Source organism: Rhizocola hellebori, from assembly GCF_016862955.1.
GTDB lineage: Bacteria > Actinomycetota > Actinomycetes > Mycobacteriales > Micromonosporaceae > Rhizocola > Rhizocola hellebori.
Genome location: NZ_BONY01000111.1, coordinates 13044 through 28583 on the forward strand (window position 1 = coordinate 13044; position 15540 = coordinate 28583).

At 66.2% G+C, this 15540-nt stretch carries 20 protein-coding genes; 8 read left to right on the forward strand and 12 right to left on the reverse strand.

The genetic code is table 11. The features are described 5' to 3' along the window. Positions 1 to 45: 45 nt before the first annotated feature. Positions 46 to 1419 carry a hypothetical protein gene (locus Rhe02_RS44680; protein ID WP_203914631.1) on the reverse strand — a complete coding sequence of 458 codons (1374 nt, stop codon included), beginning with the start codon at positions 1417 to 1419 and terminating at the stop codon, positions 46 to 48. Between the two features lie 16 nt (positions 1420 to 1435). Further along, the gene (locus tag Rhe02_RS44685) at positions 1436 to 1753 is read right to left on the reverse strand and encodes a hypothetical protein (protein ID WP_203914632.1); all 318 of its coding nucleotides are present in this window, start codon (positions 1751 to 1753) and stop codon (positions 1436 to 1438) included. A 225-nt stretch (positions 1754 to 1978) separates the two neighbouring features. On the opposite strand from Rhe02_RS44685, the gene Rhe02_RS44690 reads away from it, so the two are divergent. Next, positions 1979 to 2557 (forward strand): HhH-GPD-type base excision DNA repair protein, encoded by a 579-nt coding sequence (locus Rhe02_RS44690; RefSeq protein WP_203914633.1) that lies wholly within the window; start codon positions 1979 to 1981, stop codon positions 2555 to 2557. Here Rhe02_RS44690 and Rhe02_RS44695 read toward each other — a convergent pair whose 3' ends face one another. Genes Rhe02_RS44695 through Rhe02_RS44715 form a run of 5 tightly spaced genes read right to left on the reverse strand, consistent with a single transcriptional unit; the run spans position 2558 to position 6135 of the window. Beyond that, positions 2558 to 2905, reverse strand: coding sequence for a type II toxin-antitoxin system PemK/MazF family toxin (locus Rhe02_RS44695; protein WP_203914634.1), 348 nt, complete (start codon positions 2903 to 2905; stop codon positions 2558 to 2560). It abuts the gene before it with no gap. After that, on the reverse strand, positions 2892 to 3122 hold the full coding sequence (locus Rhe02_RS44700; protein WP_203914635.1) for a DUF8778 family protein: 231 nt from the start codon (positions 3120 to 3122) through the stop codon (positions 2892 to 2894). Before Rhe02_RS44700 ends, Rhe02_RS44695 begins: the two co-directional genes overlap by 14 nt. Positions 3123 to 3174: 52 nt before the next feature. Then, positions 3175 to 3663 (reverse strand): DUF6232 family protein, encoded by a 489-nt coding sequence (locus Rhe02_RS44705; protein ID WP_203914636.1) that lies wholly within the window; start codon positions 3661 to 3663, stop codon positions 3175 to 3177. A 6-nt stretch (positions 3664 to 3669) separates the two neighbouring features. After that, positions 3670 to 5028, reverse strand: coding sequence for a dihydrolipoyl dehydrogenase family protein (locus tag Rhe02_RS44710; RefSeq protein ID WP_203914637.1), 1359 nt, complete (start codon positions 5026 to 5028; stop codon positions 3670 to 3672). 15 nt (positions 5029 to 5043) lie between these two features. Next, positions 5044 to 6135: an ABC transporter ATP-binding protein gene (locus Rhe02_RS44715; protein ID WP_203914638.1), complete on the reverse strand. Its 1092-nt coding sequence runs from the start codon at positions 6133 to 6135 to the stop codon at positions 5044 to 5046. A 2-nt stretch (positions 6136 to 6137) separates the two neighbouring features. On the opposite strand from Rhe02_RS44715, the gene Rhe02_RS44720 reads away from it, so the two are divergent. The 4 genes from Rhe02_RS44720 to Rhe02_RS44735 all read left to right on the forward strand — a co-directional run bounded on the left by Rhe02_RS44720 (position 6138) and on the right by Rhe02_RS44735 (position 9464). Further along, on the forward strand, positions 6138 to 6827 hold the full coding sequence (locus Rhe02_RS44720; protein WP_203914639.1) for an ABC transporter permease: 690 nt from the start codon (positions 6138 to 6140) through the stop codon (positions 6825 to 6827). Continuing rightward, positions 6824 to 7537 carry an ABC transporter permease gene (locus tag Rhe02_RS44725; RefSeq protein ID WP_203914640.1) on the forward strand — a complete coding sequence of 238 codons (714 nt, stop codon included), beginning with the start codon at positions 6824 to 6826 and terminating at the stop codon, positions 7535 to 7537. The genes Rhe02_RS44720 and Rhe02_RS44725 overlap by 4 nt, the downstream gene beginning before the upstream one ends. 178 nt (positions 7538 to 7715) lie before the next feature. Then, positions 7716 to 8663, forward strand: coding sequence for a glycine betaine ABC transporter substrate-binding protein (locus tag Rhe02_RS44730; protein WP_373320794.1), 948 nt, complete (start codon positions 7716 to 7718; stop codon positions 8661 to 8663). A 69-nt stretch (positions 8664 to 8732) separates the two neighbouring features. Further along, on the forward strand, positions 8733 to 9464 hold the full coding sequence (locus tag Rhe02_RS44735) for an alanyl-tRNA editing protein (RefSeq protein WP_203914642.1): 732 nt from the start codon (positions 8733 to 8735) through the stop codon (positions 9462 to 9464). A gap of 3 nt (positions 9465 to 9467) precedes the next feature. Here the strand turns inward: Rhe02_RS44735 and Rhe02_RS44740 are convergent, their stop codons facing one another. The 3 genes from Rhe02_RS44740 to Rhe02_RS44750 all read right to left on the reverse strand — a co-directional run bounded on the left by Rhe02_RS44740 (position 9468) and on the right by Rhe02_RS44750 (position 11820). Continuing rightward, on the reverse strand, positions 9468 to 9806 hold the full coding sequence (locus Rhe02_RS44740) for a DUF3099 domain-containing protein (protein WP_203914643.1): 339 nt from the start codon (positions 9804 to 9806) through the stop codon (positions 9468 to 9470). Positions 9807 to 9892: 86 nt separating this feature from the next. Beyond that, positions 9893 to 10903, reverse strand: coding sequence for a carbohydrate kinase family protein (locus tag Rhe02_RS44745; RefSeq protein ID WP_203914644.1), 1011 nt, complete (start codon positions 10901 to 10903; stop codon positions 9893 to 9895). Then, positions 10900 to 11820, reverse strand: a complete 921-nt coding sequence (locus Rhe02_RS44750) for a pseudouridine-5'-phosphate glycosidase (protein ID WP_203914645.1) — start codon at positions 11818 to 11820, stop codon at positions 10900 to 10902. The genes Rhe02_RS44745 and Rhe02_RS44750 overlap by 4 nt, the downstream gene beginning before the upstream one ends. A 53-nt stretch (positions 11821 to 11873) precedes the next feature. On the opposite strand from Rhe02_RS44750, the gene Rhe02_RS44755 reads away from it, so the two are divergent. Genes Rhe02_RS44755 through Rhe02_RS44765 form a run of 3 tightly spaced genes read left to right on the forward strand, consistent with a single transcriptional unit; the run spans position 11874 to position 14497 of the window. Continuing rightward, positions 11874 to 12119 (forward strand): DUF3039 domain-containing protein, encoded by a 246-nt coding sequence (locus Rhe02_RS44755; RefSeq protein ID WP_203914646.1) that lies wholly within the window; start codon positions 11874 to 11876, stop codon positions 12117 to 12119. Between the two features lie 9 nt (positions 12120 to 12128). Continuing rightward, positions 12129 to 12782 carry a trimeric intracellular cation channel family protein gene (locus Rhe02_RS44760; protein WP_203914647.1) on the forward strand — a complete coding sequence of 218 codons (654 nt, stop codon included), beginning with the start codon at positions 12129 to 12131 and terminating at the stop codon, positions 12780 to 12782. 11 nt (positions 12783 to 12793) lie between these two features. Next, positions 12794 to 14497: a DEAD/DEAH box helicase gene (locus tag Rhe02_RS44765; RefSeq protein ID WP_239124462.1), complete on the forward strand. Its 1704-nt coding sequence runs from the start codon at positions 12794 to 12796 to the stop codon at positions 14495 to 14497. 60 nt (positions 14498 to 14557) lie between these two features. Here the strand turns inward: Rhe02_RS44765 and Rhe02_RS44770 are convergent, their stop codons facing one another. Both Rhe02_RS44770 and Rhe02_RS44775 read right to left on the reverse strand, forming a co-directional pair. Next, positions 14558 to 14782 (reverse strand): DUF7455 domain-containing protein, encoded by a 225-nt coding sequence (locus tag Rhe02_RS44770; RefSeq protein WP_203914650.1) that lies wholly within the window; start codon positions 14780 to 14782, stop codon positions 14558 to 14560. A gap of 294 nt (positions 14783 to 15076) precedes the next feature. After that, positions 15077 to 15540: sigma-70 family RNA polymerase sigma factor (locus tag Rhe02_RS44775; protein WP_203914648.1), on the reverse strand; the 464-nt coding region annotated here is incomplete at its 5' end.

Consider the following 15540-nt stretch of genomic DNA (forward strand, 5'->3'; position numbering starts at 1 on the left):
ACCGGTAAGAGAGCTATAGCCAAGGCAAGACAAGGGATTCGGAGATCAATCATTGGTGTGCCCGTCCTCGTGATACCTGCCGACCGCGTCGAAAGGCGGTGTGGAGGTGGCGCTGGCGGGGTCGCCGATCGTCCAGATCACGGTCCGCTCCAATTCTCCCGATGTGCGGAATTCCTTGGCCCATCCGAGCTCGGCGAAGCGACCGTTCTCCTCGTCCGGGATACCGGTCGCGACATCGAACCCGCCGACGTTGAAGTTGTACAGGTCCTCGGCGTGCACAACGATCCGCATGGTGACCTGGTCTCCGTCGATCACGACCTCGGACGTGCCATAGACGAAGTAGCGGCCGATGGTCTTCTGCCAGTTCTCTGTTGCCGGATACGCGCCGGGCACGAGATCGGATCCGAGCGAGGCGTTGCCGGTCATCTGGAAGGCGCGATCGCCCGTCTCGCGAAAGATCCGTTCTGCTTCCCGCTGCGCCGACGCGATCTCCGCATCGGCGACCACGCGAATCCCGCTGTCCTGAACATAGGCTTTTTCGTAGTCGATGCTCAGCGGCGTACCGGTGCCGTCGCGGTAATGGGCGTAGGCGGCGGAAGCGTCATCGAGGCGTCTGGACGCTTCGGCCAGTTGTAGCACGGCCGACCATTTGATCCAGCTGGCGTGATCGGCCGGCGTCGGTTCCGCGTCGGGGTTGAACGGAAAGCCGTGGTCAAAGTCGATCACCGGTGCCGCAGCCGGGCCTAGCCGGTACCGCTGCCCGTCGTCGCTACGTGGGACAGCCATCGCGGTGGCGACAAGTTGGTCGGTGAGCGCGTTTCCGGCGCGGAACTCGGGCAGCAGGAGGTAGGCGGCGATCAGCCTGTTGACGGTGTCATGGCGCGCTTCGGTTTCGAGCCTTATCGCGTGGTCGTAGGCATGAATCGCGAACTGCCACAGCGCTTCCGCCCGGGGCCGGATCTGTTCGATGGCGTCGCGCTGGCCGATCTCGGCGAGGTAGTCGGTGATCCCGGTGGTGCTGCGCAGATCGTTCCATTGGCGCAACGCGTCCGAGAGCCGCACGATGACCGATTGGGTCGACACGATATGAGCTATCAGCGCCCTCAGCGAGTCCTCGGCCGTTGCGCCCTCCCTGACCCGCGCCACAGCGCGCTTTTGCGCCTCGGCGTAGTCGAGCAGGGCCAGGCCCGCCTTCTCGAACGCGAAATACAGCCCCTCGACGAGCTCGGTTGCTTCGGAAAGCCGCTGCTCGTAAAGCTCTTTCGCCTCGGACTGCCATTCCATCTTGCCCGGCAGCGCGGTGACGGTCGGCAGCAGCGACTTGATGACTTCCTTGGTACGCAGATACTCCAGGCCCACCGCCGCGACGAACGCCGGGTTCATCTGCTCGATATAGCCGACCGCCTCCCGATAAGCCATCGCGTCACGTCGATTCTCAGCGCGGCGGTCGATAGGTCGAGTCGGCGAGGAACTGGGCAATCGACTCGTCGGCCAGCCGATAGCCCGTGGCGGCGGCGCCAACCTTGGTCGCCAGCGCGGCGAAAAGCGCAACCGCGGCCCTGTACTGGTCGTGGGCGAACTCGCCGAAGCCGCGCATAACACGGGCGACTTCGGGGTGGCTGCGCGGCGCGTCCGCCCACTCGAGCACGAACAGGTCGACCTGGCTGGCTTGCAGGTCTGTGGCGAGTTCCCGCAACGTTGCGGCGGCCTTCTCCAACGACGACACATCAACGATCAATTCTTCCGAGGCCATGCCGCACTCCCACTGATCTCACGGACGAAGCATACTCGACTAAATTAATTAGGTGAATAGCGCTGGGGGTATCGCGGTATTTATGGAATTGAATCTTTGGGTAACAATGTAAGTGACTAACTCAAGTGAGGCTCGTCCCGCTTCGTGAGTGTCAGGCATCGAAGATACTCATTCACCTTGCCCGCAGGGCAGGACGCGTTTCATGATTGCCGTAAGGTGCCTGGTATGGCGACGTTGTGGTTGGCGCAGCAGCCCGCGGCAGACAAACTACTCTCCGAACAACCCTTGGCATTGCTGATCGGCATGTTGCTCGATCAGCAGATCCCCCTGGAAAAGGCCTTTATGGGGCCATACGTGCTCACGGAACGTCTCGGGGTGACCGAGCTGGAAGCGGCCGCGATCGCCGACTACGACCCCGTGGAGTTCGGCAAGATCTTCGCCACCGTTCCCGCGATCCACCGTTTCCCCGGCTCCATGGCCGAACGCACGCAGAAGCTGTGCCGGGCGATCGCCGACGAATACGCCGGCGAGGCGGCGCGGGTGTGGGAGGGCGCCAAGGACGGCAAGGACCTGCTCAAGCGGGTCGGCAGCCTGCCCGGTTTCGGAAAGCAGAAGGCGCAGATTTTCGTGGCGCTGCTTGGAAAGCAGTTCAAGGTCCAGCCCAAGGGCTGGCGCGAAGCGGCCGGGATTTACGGCGAAGTGGGTTCGCTGCGGTCGGTTGCCGACATCGTCAGCAAGGAGTCGCTGACGAAGGTGCGCGAGTACAAGAAGCAGATGAAAGCCGCCGCCAAAGCCGGCGAATAGCTACAGCCCGAGGTGCGTGCGAAGCGCTTCGTCCAAGCCTCGGATCGTTGCTGCGTTCAGCGCGCCGAGCCGACGGTGAAGCCGTTCATAGTCAACCGATCGAATCTGTTCGGCCTGTGCTTTGGACTGCGTGGCCAAGCCACCCTCGCCCGCCGCGATGACTATCTGGAATGGATAGACACGTTCGGTGTTGGAGGTGATCGGCACCACGGTCACGACGCCTCGGCCATTGCGCTCTGCTGTGCGGTTGGCGGCGTTGTTGCTGACGAGCACGGCTGGGCGCATCTTGTTCGCCTCGGCGCCGCGGGCTGGATCCAAGTTCACCAGGTAGACGTCACCGCGTCGCATCCGTGGCCCCATCTTGAGTGGTCGCTTCCCACAGCGCGCCTTCGCCGCTGGAACTCCATTCGTCCCAAGCGGTGGCGTATGCGCTCTCCATGTCGGCCTCGCGCAAGAGAGCGATCGCCCGGTGCATGACCGCCGAACGCGAGTCCATGTTGCGGCGGCTCGCATAGTCGTCGATAAAAGTCAGATCCTCGTCCGGGAGGCTGATGCTCACCTTCATGCCAGCGATGCTACCGGAGGTACGACCGAGTTTGCTACCGCATGAGCGGTGGTTACGACTCGGCTTCTTCGAGGGCGCGCTGCAGGCCGCGGTAGATCCGGCTGAACCGGGTGGCATCGGGTAGGCGCAGCAGGAGAATCTGGGTGCCGTGAACGGTGGCCCACATCTCGTAGATGGCGTCACCTTTGTCGTAGCTGTTGTCGACCCGGGTCAGCGCCCACTCCCAGATCAGGGGGACGAAACCCATGATCAGGAGCAGGATGGCGACCACGATCAGGGTGTTCTTCGGGACCGGGGTGATCTTCAGCTCGATGTAGGCCGACGAGAGGACGGCGATCAGCACGGCGGCCCCGGCGAAACCGGCCAGGATCATCAGGACGTTCAGCACGCCACGGCTGGCCGTTCGCCCGCGCACGCGCCAATCCGGCGTGATCTGCCGGTGCCACACATAGTCCAACTCGGACAGCTGCCAGGTCCGGTCATTGATCCGCAGATAGGCAGATGTCACCACTATCTGGTCATCGCGATAGTGAGTAGTCATCCCTGTCTATGCTAAGTCGCGCAAGGCGTCTTCGATACCACGATGGAATGTCGGATAGGCGTAGATCATGTGGCGCAGCCGTTCCACCGGAACCTCGCCGTGTACGGCAACCGCAAGCGCCCCAAGCACCTCGCCGCCGACCGGCCCGGCCGACGTGGCGCCCACCAGCACCCCGCGCTGCGTATCGGCGACGAGCTTGGTGAAGCCCGCGTTTCCGGCCTTGTGGATCCAGCCGCGGGTCGAGGAGGGGGTCTGGCCGATTCCGGTTTGGACAGACAGGCCTTGCTCGCGGGCCTGCTTCTCGGTCAGGCCGACCGCGCCGATCTCGGGATCGGTGAAGGTGACCCGGGGCAGCGCGCGATAGTCCGCGGGCGGGCCGGGCTGGCCGAGGATATCTCGCACGGCTATCCCCGCCTGGTACATGGCGACATGGGTGAAGGCGCCCCGGCCGGTCACATCGCCCACGGCCCACACGTTGTCGAGGGCTCGCATCCGGTCGTCGACGGCGAGCGAGCGGGCCTGCGGGTCGAGCCCGATGCTCTCGACGCCCAGCTCACGCAGGTTGACCCGGCGCCCGGTGGCCACGAGCAGCTTCTCGGCACGGTGGCTGGTGCCGTCGGCGAGGGTGACGGTGAAACCTCCGGCGCCGTGCTCCACCCGCTGCGCCCCTTGTCCGACAACGACTTTGACACCGTCGGCGGCCAGCGCCTCGGCGGCCAGCGCGGAAGACTCGGGCTCCTCGAGGGCGAGCAGGCGGTCGAGAGCTTCGATGACCGTGACCGTGGTGCCGAAGCGTGCGAACATCTGCGCAAGCTCCAGACCAATAGCCCCACCGCCGAGGACCAGCAGGCTTTCCGGCAGGGCGGCGGCTTCGATTGCCTCCCTGTTTGTCCAATATGGGGTACCGGACAAGCCTTCGATGGGTGGAATGCTGGGTGAGGTCCCGGTGCCGATGACGACCGCCCGGGTCGCTTCGTAGACATCGTCGCCGACCTTCACCCGGCCATGCCCGTCCAGGACGCCCCACCCGCGCACGAACCGGCCACCCTTGCCGGTGAAGCGGTCGACGGCCACCTTGTCGTCCCAGGAGTCGGTCGCCTCGTCGCGGATGCGGGCCGCGACCGGCGCCCAATCGGGATCGACTTGGCTCGCCCCGGCCATGCCCGGGATCCGCCGCCCCTCGGCCAGCAGGTTGCTCGCGCGGATCATCATCTTGCTCGGGACACATCCCCAGTAGGGGCACTCGCCGCCGACCAGCCTCGCCTCGATGCCGACCACGGAGAGCCCGGCCGCGGCAAGCTTGCCGGCCACCTCTTCCCCACCGACCCCGAGCCCGAGCACCACCACGTCCACACGTTCGGCCATGCTTTCGAACCTACGTCAGGCGGCGGCCGCCCGCAGCGCGGTGTAAATATCGTCCAGGGTCAGCATTCCCAGCGCCGCCTGCTCCGAGCCGGTGCCGCCCTCGGGCAGCGCGACGGCTGGCTGCGCGGTCGGCTCCCCGCGCACGACCTTCGAGCCGGTGCCGCTTGGCCGCAGCGCCGAGTCAGAAGGCCTGGGCGACTCGGGGCGCACCGCCACCCAGCCGGTGTCGCCTTCGAGCAGCGCCGCGAGCGCTTCCCGAAGGGACTCGGTCTGCGTGACCGAGGGCGCATTCTGGGGCGCGCCGGCGGGAAGCGGGCGCAGATTGCTGACCGGGATCGGAGTGACGGCGAGGCGTTTGATGCCGCGGTCGGAGCCGACGAAGTCTGCGACGAAGTCGTTGGCGGGATGGGAGAGCACCTGCCCGGGGGTGCCGTATTGCTCCAGGTGGCCGCCCTCGGACAGGACGGCTATCCGGTCACCCAGGCGCACCGCCTCGTCGACGTCGTGGGTGACGAAGACGATGGTTTTGCCCACCGCCCCTTGCAGTCGCAGGAACTCGTCCTGAAGCCGGGCCCGCACAATCGGATCGACCGCGGAGAACGGCTCGTCCATGAGCAGCACCACCGGATCTGCCGCCAGTGCCCGGGCCACTCCGATGCGCTGACGCTGGCCGCCCGACAGCTCGTGCGGATAGCGATGCGCGTAGCGCGACGGCTCCAGGCCCACGAGCGTCATCAGCTCATCCACCCGGGAGTTGGCCTTGGCCTTGGACCAGCCGACCAGTCGCGGCACGGTGGCCACGTTTTCGCGCACCGTCTGATGTGGAAACAGGCCTACGTTCTGGATGACGTAGCCAATGCGACGGCGCAGCTTCACCGGATCAGACTTGGTGATCTCCTCCTCACCGAGGAACATGCGGCCGGAGCTGGGCTCTATCAACCTATTGATCATGCGAAGCACGGTGGACTTGCCGCAGCCGGACGGCCCGATCAGCACCACCAGCTCACCCGCGGGTATCTCCAGGGTGAGCCGGTCGACGGCGACGGTCTCGCCGAACTGTCTGCGGACCTGATCCAGCCGGATCGACTCCGCCCGGGTAGCGTTCACCCATGTCCTCCAAGGCTCTGCTGGATGCGGATCCCCGCAACCCTTGGTTTTCGTGGAGCTACATTCGCGTGAACTCCGCGACTCTGCTCGAAGCGCTGCGTGAGCATATCGTGCTCACCGTCGCGGCGGTCGTCATCGCTGCGCTTATCGCGCTTCCCCTCGCGGTGCTGGCGCACCGCCAGAAACGCTTGGCCGGCCCGCTGCTGGCCATGACGGCCACCCTCTACACGATCCCGTCGCTGGCGCTTTTCGCTTTCCTGGCACCGTTTACCGGGGTCAACGGGTTCACTGTCCTGATCGGTCTGGTGGTATATGCCCTGCTGATCATCCTGCGGGCCGGATTGACTGGGCTGCAACAGGTACCCGCAGAAATCAAAGAAGTTGCTCTGGGCATGGGCTATGGCAGGACCCGGATGCTGATGCGGGTTGAGCTGCCGCTGGCGCTGCCGAGCATTCTCACCGGGCTGCGCATCGCCACCGTGTCAACAGTGGCGCTGATGACCGTTGGCCAGCTGGTCGGGGTGGGCGGTTTCGGCGACCTCATCATGGCCGGGTTCCGGAACAACTTCTACCGGCCGCAGATCATGACCGCCACGCTGGCCTGTGTCGCCCTGGCGTTCTTCCTCGATCTCCTGCTCATCATCGCCGGGCGGCTGGCCATGCCCTGGACAAGGCGGAGGCGTACGGCATGAACCCGCTCGGTGACGCCCTTGAGTGGATTAACGACCCGCTGAACTGGACCATCAGCGGTGGGATTCTCGACCGGCTCGGCGAGCATCTCTGGATTTCGGCGGCGGCTGTGCTGCTGGCGTGCCTGGTGGCCTGGCCGCTTGGCATCGTGCTCGGTCACACCGGCAAGGGCGGTGGTGGGGTGGTCGCGCTTGCCAACGTCACGCGGGCGGTGCCGGTCATCGCGCTGCTCACCATCTTCCCGCTCACCTTCATCGGCTTCGGTCAGCCCGCCATCATCCTGGCCCTGGCCATCTTCGCCATCCCGCCCTTGCTCGCCAACGCTTACCTGGGCATCCGTGAGGTCGATCCGGAGGTGCGCGACGCGGCGCTCGGCATGGGCCTGTCCGGGCGTCAGCTGCTGACCAAAGTCGAGGTGCCGCTGGCTGTTCCCTATCTGGCCAGTGGCTTCCGCACGGCCACCGTCCAGGTGCTCGCCACCGCCACGCTGGCATCGTTCGTCAACGGTGGCGGGCTCGGCATGATCATTAGTCGCGGTTTTGGTCTCGGTATCGCATCAGGTGGTGGGCAGATCCTCGTCGGGGGATTTTTGGTCGCTGTCCTTTGCTTGTTAGCGGAGGGTTTGCTCGCGGTGGGAGAGAGGGTAGTGACGCCTCGGGCACTGCGAGCCCGAACCAAAATGTCGGAGCCGACTGCCAAGATGTCGGCTTAAGGCGAAGATCTGTTCATAGGGGTTTTGAACAGTAGTTGCGGGCAAGAACGACTTGTCCGTCGGACACGCGGCAGGGGCCTGCCCCTGCCGGGACACAGAAGGCGGCTTCATGGCGATGACATCGCACAACCGCAAGATCTCTATTGCGCTCCTGGCGGGCGTGGCCACCGTTCTCACGATGACCATGGCGGCCTGTGGCAAAGAGGGCTCCTCGGGCACCGAGGCGCCGCAGGGTGCCACCGGCCAGGGCTGCGCACCAGTGGCGGGCGAGCAGCTGGTCGTCCTCGATGACGACAAGAAGCTGCAAAACTCCGACAACATCGTGGCCGCGATCAGCGGCAAGGCACCCAACCCGGCCGCGGTCGCCACCGCGACCGACAAGGTGGCCGCGGCGCTCGACACCACGAAACTGATCGCCCTGAACAAGGCTGTCGACGTCGATCGCAAGACGCCGGTGCAGGCGGCTCAGGAGTTCGCCACCTCGGCGGGCCTGACCACCGGGCTTTCCGGCGGCAGCGGCGACATCAAAATCGGAGCAGCCGACTTCTCCGAGAGTGCGGTGCTGGGCGAGCTTTACAAACTTGCGCTGAACGCGGCCGGGTTCAAGGCGACCGTGCAGACAATCGGAAACCGTGAGCTTTACGAGCCGGCGCTGGAGCGTGGGGAGATCCATGTCTTCCCCGAGTACGCCGCGACGCTCACCGAGTTCCTCAACCAGAAGGCCAACGGCAAGACCGCCGCGCCCAAGGCGAGTGGCGACATCAACACCACCATGACCGCGCTCAAGGCGCTCGGCCAGCCGGTGGGGCTGACATTTGGCACCCCGTCGAAGGCGACCGACCAGAACGCGTTCGCGGTCACCAAGGCCTTCGCCGACAAATACGGGGTGAAGACGCTGTCCGACTTCGCGGCCAAGTGCAGCGGCACCGCTTCGGTGCTCGCCGGTCCGGCGGAGTGCCCGCAGCGTCCGTTCTGCCAGCCCGGCCTGAAGGACAAATACAACATCACGTTCGGCTCGTTCCACCAGGCCGACGCCGGTGGTCCGCAGACCAAGACGGAGCTGAAGACCGGCCAGGCCTCGCTGGGCCTGATCTTCTCCTCCGACGGAAGCCTCGCCACCAACTAGCGCAGCAACTCCGCTTGTTAAGTAGGTCAGCTGGGCCTGACACCCATGCTGGGGACTATTGTCCCCAGCATGGGTGTCACACATCACGGCCGCACTGAGCGGCTGGACCTGGCCGACCCGACGCTGCGCGAGTGGAGCTGCACGGTGGTGCACTCCGATCCCGACGGCATCGTGCTTGACCGGTCGGCCTTCTACCCCGGCGGGGGCGGGCAGCCGCCAGACCATGGAGTGCTTGTCTGGCAAGGCGTACAGACCCGCATCGTGGGCACCCGCAAGGGCGACGATCTCTACCTGATCCCCGCCGACGGCGACCCCCTGCCCGCCGCGGGCACGGAGGTCTTCGGTGCTATCGAGGACACCCGGCGCACCCTGCTCATGCGCACCCACTCCGGCCTGCACGTGCTTTGCGGGGTGGTGTTCCGCGACTTCGGGGCGCTGGTGACCGGCGGGAACATGGAGCCGGGCGAGGCCCGGATGGACTTCAACCTTCCCGAGGTACCGGAGGGTTTCAAAGCGAAACTGGAAGAGCTGGTCAACCGTGAGGTGGCGGAAGACCGCCGGGTGGTGACCAAAGTGCTCGGCCGTGCCGAGGCGCTGGCGTTGCCCGACATCATCCGCACCCAGAGCAACCTCATCCCGGCCGAAGAGACCGAGATCCGCATCGTCGACATCGTCGGGCTGGACGTGCAGGCCGACGGCGGAACGCATGTCGCGACCACGGCTCAGATCGGCAAGCTCGAAGTGGTGAAGGTGGAAAGCAAGGGCAAGGCCAACCGCCGGGTGCGGGTGCGCCTGATCTGACGGTTACTGCTCCTCGTCGGCGTCGATGGTCTTCCCGCTTGCCTGGGTGGGCAGCGCGTTGGCGGGAGCGGTGTTGCTGCGATAGCGCTTCATCCGATGCTCGTTCTTGGGCGGCCGGTCATTGGCGAGGATCACTGCCAGCCAAGGCAACAGCACCATGCCGAGGCCACAAAGCGGCAGCCAAAGCCCGAGCAGCGGCACCCGAGCCATGACGAGCACCACACCGGCCACCAAGCACCCGGCCCGCAGCCCCATCATCAGGATGTAGCGGCGCTCGCGCCGCTTGAGCTCCTCCTCCTGACTGATCCGGGCATCGGTGATGAGCTGCGGCCGCTGTTTCATACTCTTATTCTGGCGCATGCGAAGCAATGCGCGGCATTGCCGAGGCGGGTCACCGTATGGATGGGCGGGGTCATCGTGGGGTGGGGTTAGCGGAGGGGTGGGCGGGCGCCTACTTGGCCGACGGCTTGGGCGCCTAGGCGACAGCCTTCGTGCAGGGCCTCCCGGATGTCGGCACCGGCGTCCAGGGCGGCGATGAGGCCCGCGGCGAAGGCGTCGCCGGCGCCGGTGGCGTCGACCACATGGGCCGGTTCGATCGGCACGTGCAGCACCCCTTCCGGGCCTGCCCACAGTGCGCCCCTCGGCCCGAGCTTGACCACCGCGCTGCCGCCAATGGCACGGGCCAGGGTCGCCGCCTGCTCAGCCGGATCCGCAAGCCCCACCAGCGCTTGCGCCTCATCCGCGTTGGCGATCAGTAGGTCGACGCCGTGGACCCACTCCAGGAAGTTGGCGTCCGGCTCGTTCGGCCCTGTCTGGGAAGCCGCAGCAGCACCGGCCGACCCCGTGACATGGGCAGACCTTGCGGCGTAGGCCGAAGGCGGGGCGTGGGCCGAGGGTGTGGGGTAGGCCGGGGGCTGGCGGGTGGTGAGGGCGGCCAGGGGGGCGGCGGAGGCTGCGTCGACACTGGTGCGCAGCCCGGCGGACTTGGCGGAAGCGAGAGCCGCCCGCCCGGCCGGGCGGGAAGCCTGGTCCAGCAAGGTGTATCCGCTCAGGTGCAGGTGCGTCGCGCCCATGGCGATGGCACTGTCCACATCGGAGGGTGAGAGCAGCAGGTTCGCGCCACGGTCACTGATCATCGTGCGCTCCCCCTGATAGGCCAGCACCACAATGCTTCCCGTGCTCGCCCCGGGCCTGATGCTGACCTGGGTGTGCACCCCGGCCGCGCGCAGCTCGGCCAGGCGGTCGCCGCCGGCCAGGTCGTCGCCGACGGCGCCGACGAAGGTCACCGGACGGCCGAGCCAGGCTATCCAGGCGGCCGTGTTGGCGGCCTGCCCGCCGCCGGAGAGGTGAACGGTGGCGGGCGTGTCGGATCCGGTGGCCAGCGGCGCTCGCAACACCGCCAGCACATCGGTAACAAGATCACCGACCGTGATGATCATGCGGCGCGGGCAACGGCGATCTGCGCGGCGAGGGCCGCGTTGCGCAAGATGATCCGCACGTTGACAGCGAGGCTGGCACCCGAGGTGGCGCTGTGGAAATGGCTCAGCAAGACCGGGGTCACCTGCTTGCCCACCACCCGGTCACGCTCCACTATGGACAGTCCTTCGGCCAGTACCCGATCGTGCAACTCGGGATCGAGCTGCTCTGAGACGGGCAGCGGGTTGGCCACCACCAGAGCCGCGCGCTGGACGCCCTGCCGCTGCTGGGCGCTAAGGGCCAGGGCGACCTGTTCCGGCGAGTCCAGCTGCCAGTCCAGCTCGTAACCGCTGTCGGTGATGAAGAAGCCCGGGAACCGCTTGGTGCGATAGCCGGCCACGGCGACCCCCAGTGTTTCCAGCCTCTCCAAGGTGGCGGCAACGTCCAAAATGGACTTCACACCGGCACAGACCACGGCGATCGGGGTACGGGCCAGAGTCACCAGATCCGCCGACTCGTCGAAGGTCTGCGCGGCGTACCGGTGTACCCCGCCCAGGCCCCCGGTGGCGAAGACCGCTATGCCCGCAGCCGCCGCGATCGCGCTCGTGGAAGCCACCGTGGTGGCCCCGGTGGCGCCCGAAGCGGCGGCGACGGCCAGATCGCGTACCGAGAGCTTGGCGACATCGGGTTGCGTGGCCAGGCGGGTGAGGTCGGCGTCGTCGAGGCCCACCCTGATCACCCCGCCGACCATGCCAATGGTGGCCGGGACGGCGCCGTGGTCACGAACCGTCTGCTCGATTTCGCGCGCGATGCGCAGATTGTCGGGCTGGGGCAGCCCGTGCGAGATGATCGTGCTCTCCAGGGCCACCAGTGGCCGGCCGCCGGTGAGTGCGGAACGGACTTCATCGCTCAGGCTCAGGCCGAGGTCAGGCACGATCATGACGCTACCGAATCACACTGGGACTTCCGCTGGCGACCTGAGAGAATGTTCTGGTGACCACACCAACTGTTTCGCCAGATACTGGCACCGTCGTTGAAGAGCGGGTCGATTACCGGCTCGACGAGGGTGATCATGAGCGGCTGTCGCATTACGCGGACAAGACGGCGCTGATGCAGGCCATGGTTGAGGGCACACCGGTGCGGGCGCTTTGCGGCAAGGTCTGGGTTCCTTCGCGTGACCCCAACCGCTTCCCGGTCTGTCCGGAATGTAAAGAGATCTACGAGTCTTTGTCCGACTAGTCTTCCTCTGTGAGCAGTTCGACGACCGCCCTGCTGGTAGGTGATCTCACCGGCGTGGCGGTCTTCGCCGCTTCAGGGGCGTCGGCGGGCGTGGCCAAGCGGCTTGACCTGTTCGGGGTGGTTTTCGTGGGCTTCGTGGCCGCCCTCGGCGGGGGAATCGTGCGCGACCTTGTCATAGACCGCCCACCGGTAGCGTTTTGGGACTGGCGTTATGGAGCCACCGCCGCTGTCGCTTCCTTCGCCGTCTTCTGGTGGCATGCCCGCCTGTCGCGGATCCGCCGCACGATCCTCCTGCTGGATGCGGCGGGCTTGGCCCTGTTCACGGTCACCGGCACCATCAAGGCCCTGGAGGCCGGGGTTCCGGCGATGGGCTCCTGCCTGATCGGGATGCTCACCGGCATCGGCGGTGGCCTCGCCCGCGATCTCCTGATCGGCGAGATCCCGGTGGTGCTCCGCCGGGAGATCTACGCGCTCGCCTCGCTCATCGGGGCGATCATGGTGGTGCTGCTCACCCGGCTCGACAAAGCCACCGTGCTCAACATGGTCGCGGCCGGTGTCGTCGTCCTCGTGGTACGTCTCACAGCCCTGTACCGCCGCTGGTCGGCTCCGCGTCCCAAATTTGGCGACGCGGCGGGCGCAGGCTCTGAATTCATTGGCAGATAAACTCCTGCCTCGTGCTCGAATCCTTTCCACCGCTGCGGGCTTGGCAGCGCAAAGCCTTGTTCGAGTACCTACGAAGGCGCAGTCCCGACTTCCTGGCGGTGGCGACGCCGGGTGCCGGCAAAACCACCTTCGCCCTGCGTATAGCCGCCGAGCTGCTGACCGACGGCACCGTCGACGCGATCACGGTGGTGGCCCCGACCGAGCACCTGAAGCTGCAGTGGGCCCAGGCGGCGGCCCGGGTCGGCATCCAGCTCGACGCCATGTTCCGCAACGCCGACATACACACCACCTCCGACTTCCGCGGTGCCGTGGTCACCTATGCCCAGGTCGGCATGGCGCCGCAGGTGCACCTGCGGCGTACCCTGACCCGCCGCACGCTGGTGATCTTGGACGAGATCCACCATGCGGGCGACTCGCGTAGCTGGGGCGACGGGGTAAAGCTGGCGTTCGAGCAGGCGGAGCGCCGCTTGATGCTCACCGGAACCCCGTTCCGCTCGGACGAGAACCCGATCCCGTTCGTGACCTACGAGCGCGTCGGCGAGGTGCAAAAGTCGCGGGCGGACTCGGTCTACGGCTACGGCGACGCGCTGGCCGAAGGCGTGGTCCGGCCAGTCATCTTTCTCGCCTATTCGGGTGAAACCCGTTGGCGCACAAGCGCGGGGGACGAGCTTGCGGTAAGGCTCGGCGAGCCGCTGACCCAGGATCTCGTCGCGCAGGCGTGGCGCACCGCGCTCGACCCGACCGGCGACTGGATGCCGCAGGTGCTCAGGGCCGCCCATGCGCGCCTGCAGGTGCTGCGGGCCGGTGGGATACCCGACGCCGGGGGCCTGGTCATCGCCTCCGATCAGAACGCGGCCAGGGCCTACGCCAAGCTGCTGGAGGTGATTACCGGCGCGAAGCCGGCCGTGGTCCTCTCCGACGAGGTGGGCGCGTCCAAGAAGATCGGCGAGTTCTCGGCGGATCCGTCCCGGCACTGGCTGGTGGCGGTCCGCATGGTTTCCGAGGGGGTCGACATCCCTCGGCTGGCCGTTGGCGTCTACGCGACGAGCGCCTCCACTCCGCTCTACTTCGCCCAGGCCGTCGGGCGTTTTGTGCGGGCGCGTCGCCCGGGGGAGACGGCGAGCGTTTTCGTCCCCAGCGTCCCGCAGCTGCTGGGGCTGGCAAGCGAGATGGAACTGCAACGCGATCACATTCTCGGCAGGCCGAAGAGCCCGGACGGCCTCGACGACGACCTGCTTGAGCGCGCGCAGGAGTCGGAGAAGGCCAGCGATGAGCTGACCAAGGGCTGGGAGGCGCTGTCCGCCACGGCCGAGCTGGATCAAGTGATCTTCGACGGCGCCACCTTCGGGCTGCCCGCGATGACCGGGACGGCCGAGGAGGAGGAGTTTCTGGGGCTGCCCGGTCTGCTGACCGCCGACCAGGTCTCCGTGCTGCTGTCCAAGCGCCAGGCCGAGCAGGCCGCGTCGGCGCGGCGGGTGAAGAGCAGCGCTCCGGCTCAGGCCCAGCGGGAGGTGGCGCGCGACATGTCGGCGGCGGAGCGCCGGATACACCTGCGAAGGCAGCTGAACGCTCTTGTGGCGGCCCATCACCACCGGACCGGACTCCCGCACGGGAAAATCCACTCGGAGCTTCGTACGCGCTGTGGAGGGCCGCCAAGCGCTCAAGCCACCATCGAGCAGCTGGAAGAGCGGATCTCCATGCTTCAGACGCTGTGAAACGCCGGTAGACAGGCAGAAGGGCGGCCAGTGGAAGCCGCCCTTCTTAGTTCAAGCTCTCTAGTTTTCTGAGCCCCGCCATGTGAATTCGGGGTCTGCCGCCACCTCGACAGCGATCTTTACAAGATCCTCAGCGTACTTGTTGGCGTGGTGTCCACAGAACACCAGCTCGCCCCCACCGGCTAGCTTCACACGCAGTTTCCCCGCCGCATTGCAGCGGTCGCACCGTTCATCGGCGGCTGGGATGGCCGCCGTATCCGGCGGCGGCGTGAGGGTCTGGGTCATCGCCTTCCTCCTCTGGTCGTCACCGATGATCAGGTCCATTTCATTCAGCTCTTGTCCCACTCATCCGTCAACATCGTCGACGTCTCCGGACTTCCCATTGTTACCCCGGGGGACCAGGGTCACAGTCGGGACTGGGTGGGGGGCCAAGCTTACCTGGGGTTGTTGCTATGCCGACTAGTCTGCCGTGCCTTAAGCATTCCACGTCAACGCCTGTGAGCTAACAAAAAGAAGTCAGCCCACAGCGTACGTACGCACGGTTACCGATTCAGTACGATCGGTTGATGTGGCGCAGGCTCAGTCGAGGTAGTCACGAAGTACCTGAGAACGGGACGGGTGCCGCAACTTGGACATAGTCTTTGACTCGATTTGCCGGATTCGTTCCCGTGTGACGCCATAGACCTGACCGATTTCGTCAAGCGTCCGCGGCTGGCCGTCAGTAAGCCCAAAGCGCAACCGGACCACACCCGCCTCGCGCTCGGAAAGGGTCTGCAGCACCTGCTGCAACTGATCCTGCAGCAGTGAGAACGAGACCGCGTCGACGGCCACGACCGCCTCGGAGTCCTCGATGAAGTCGCCAAGCTGACTGTCGCCTTCGTCACCGATCGTTTGATCAAGCGAGATCGGCTCCCGGGCGTACTGCTGGATCTCCAGCACTTTCTCCGGGGTGATGTCCATCTCCTTGGCCAGCTCCTCCGGGGTGGGCTCCCGGCCCAGATCCTGGAGCAGCTCGCGCTGGATGCGGCCGAGCTTGTTGATGA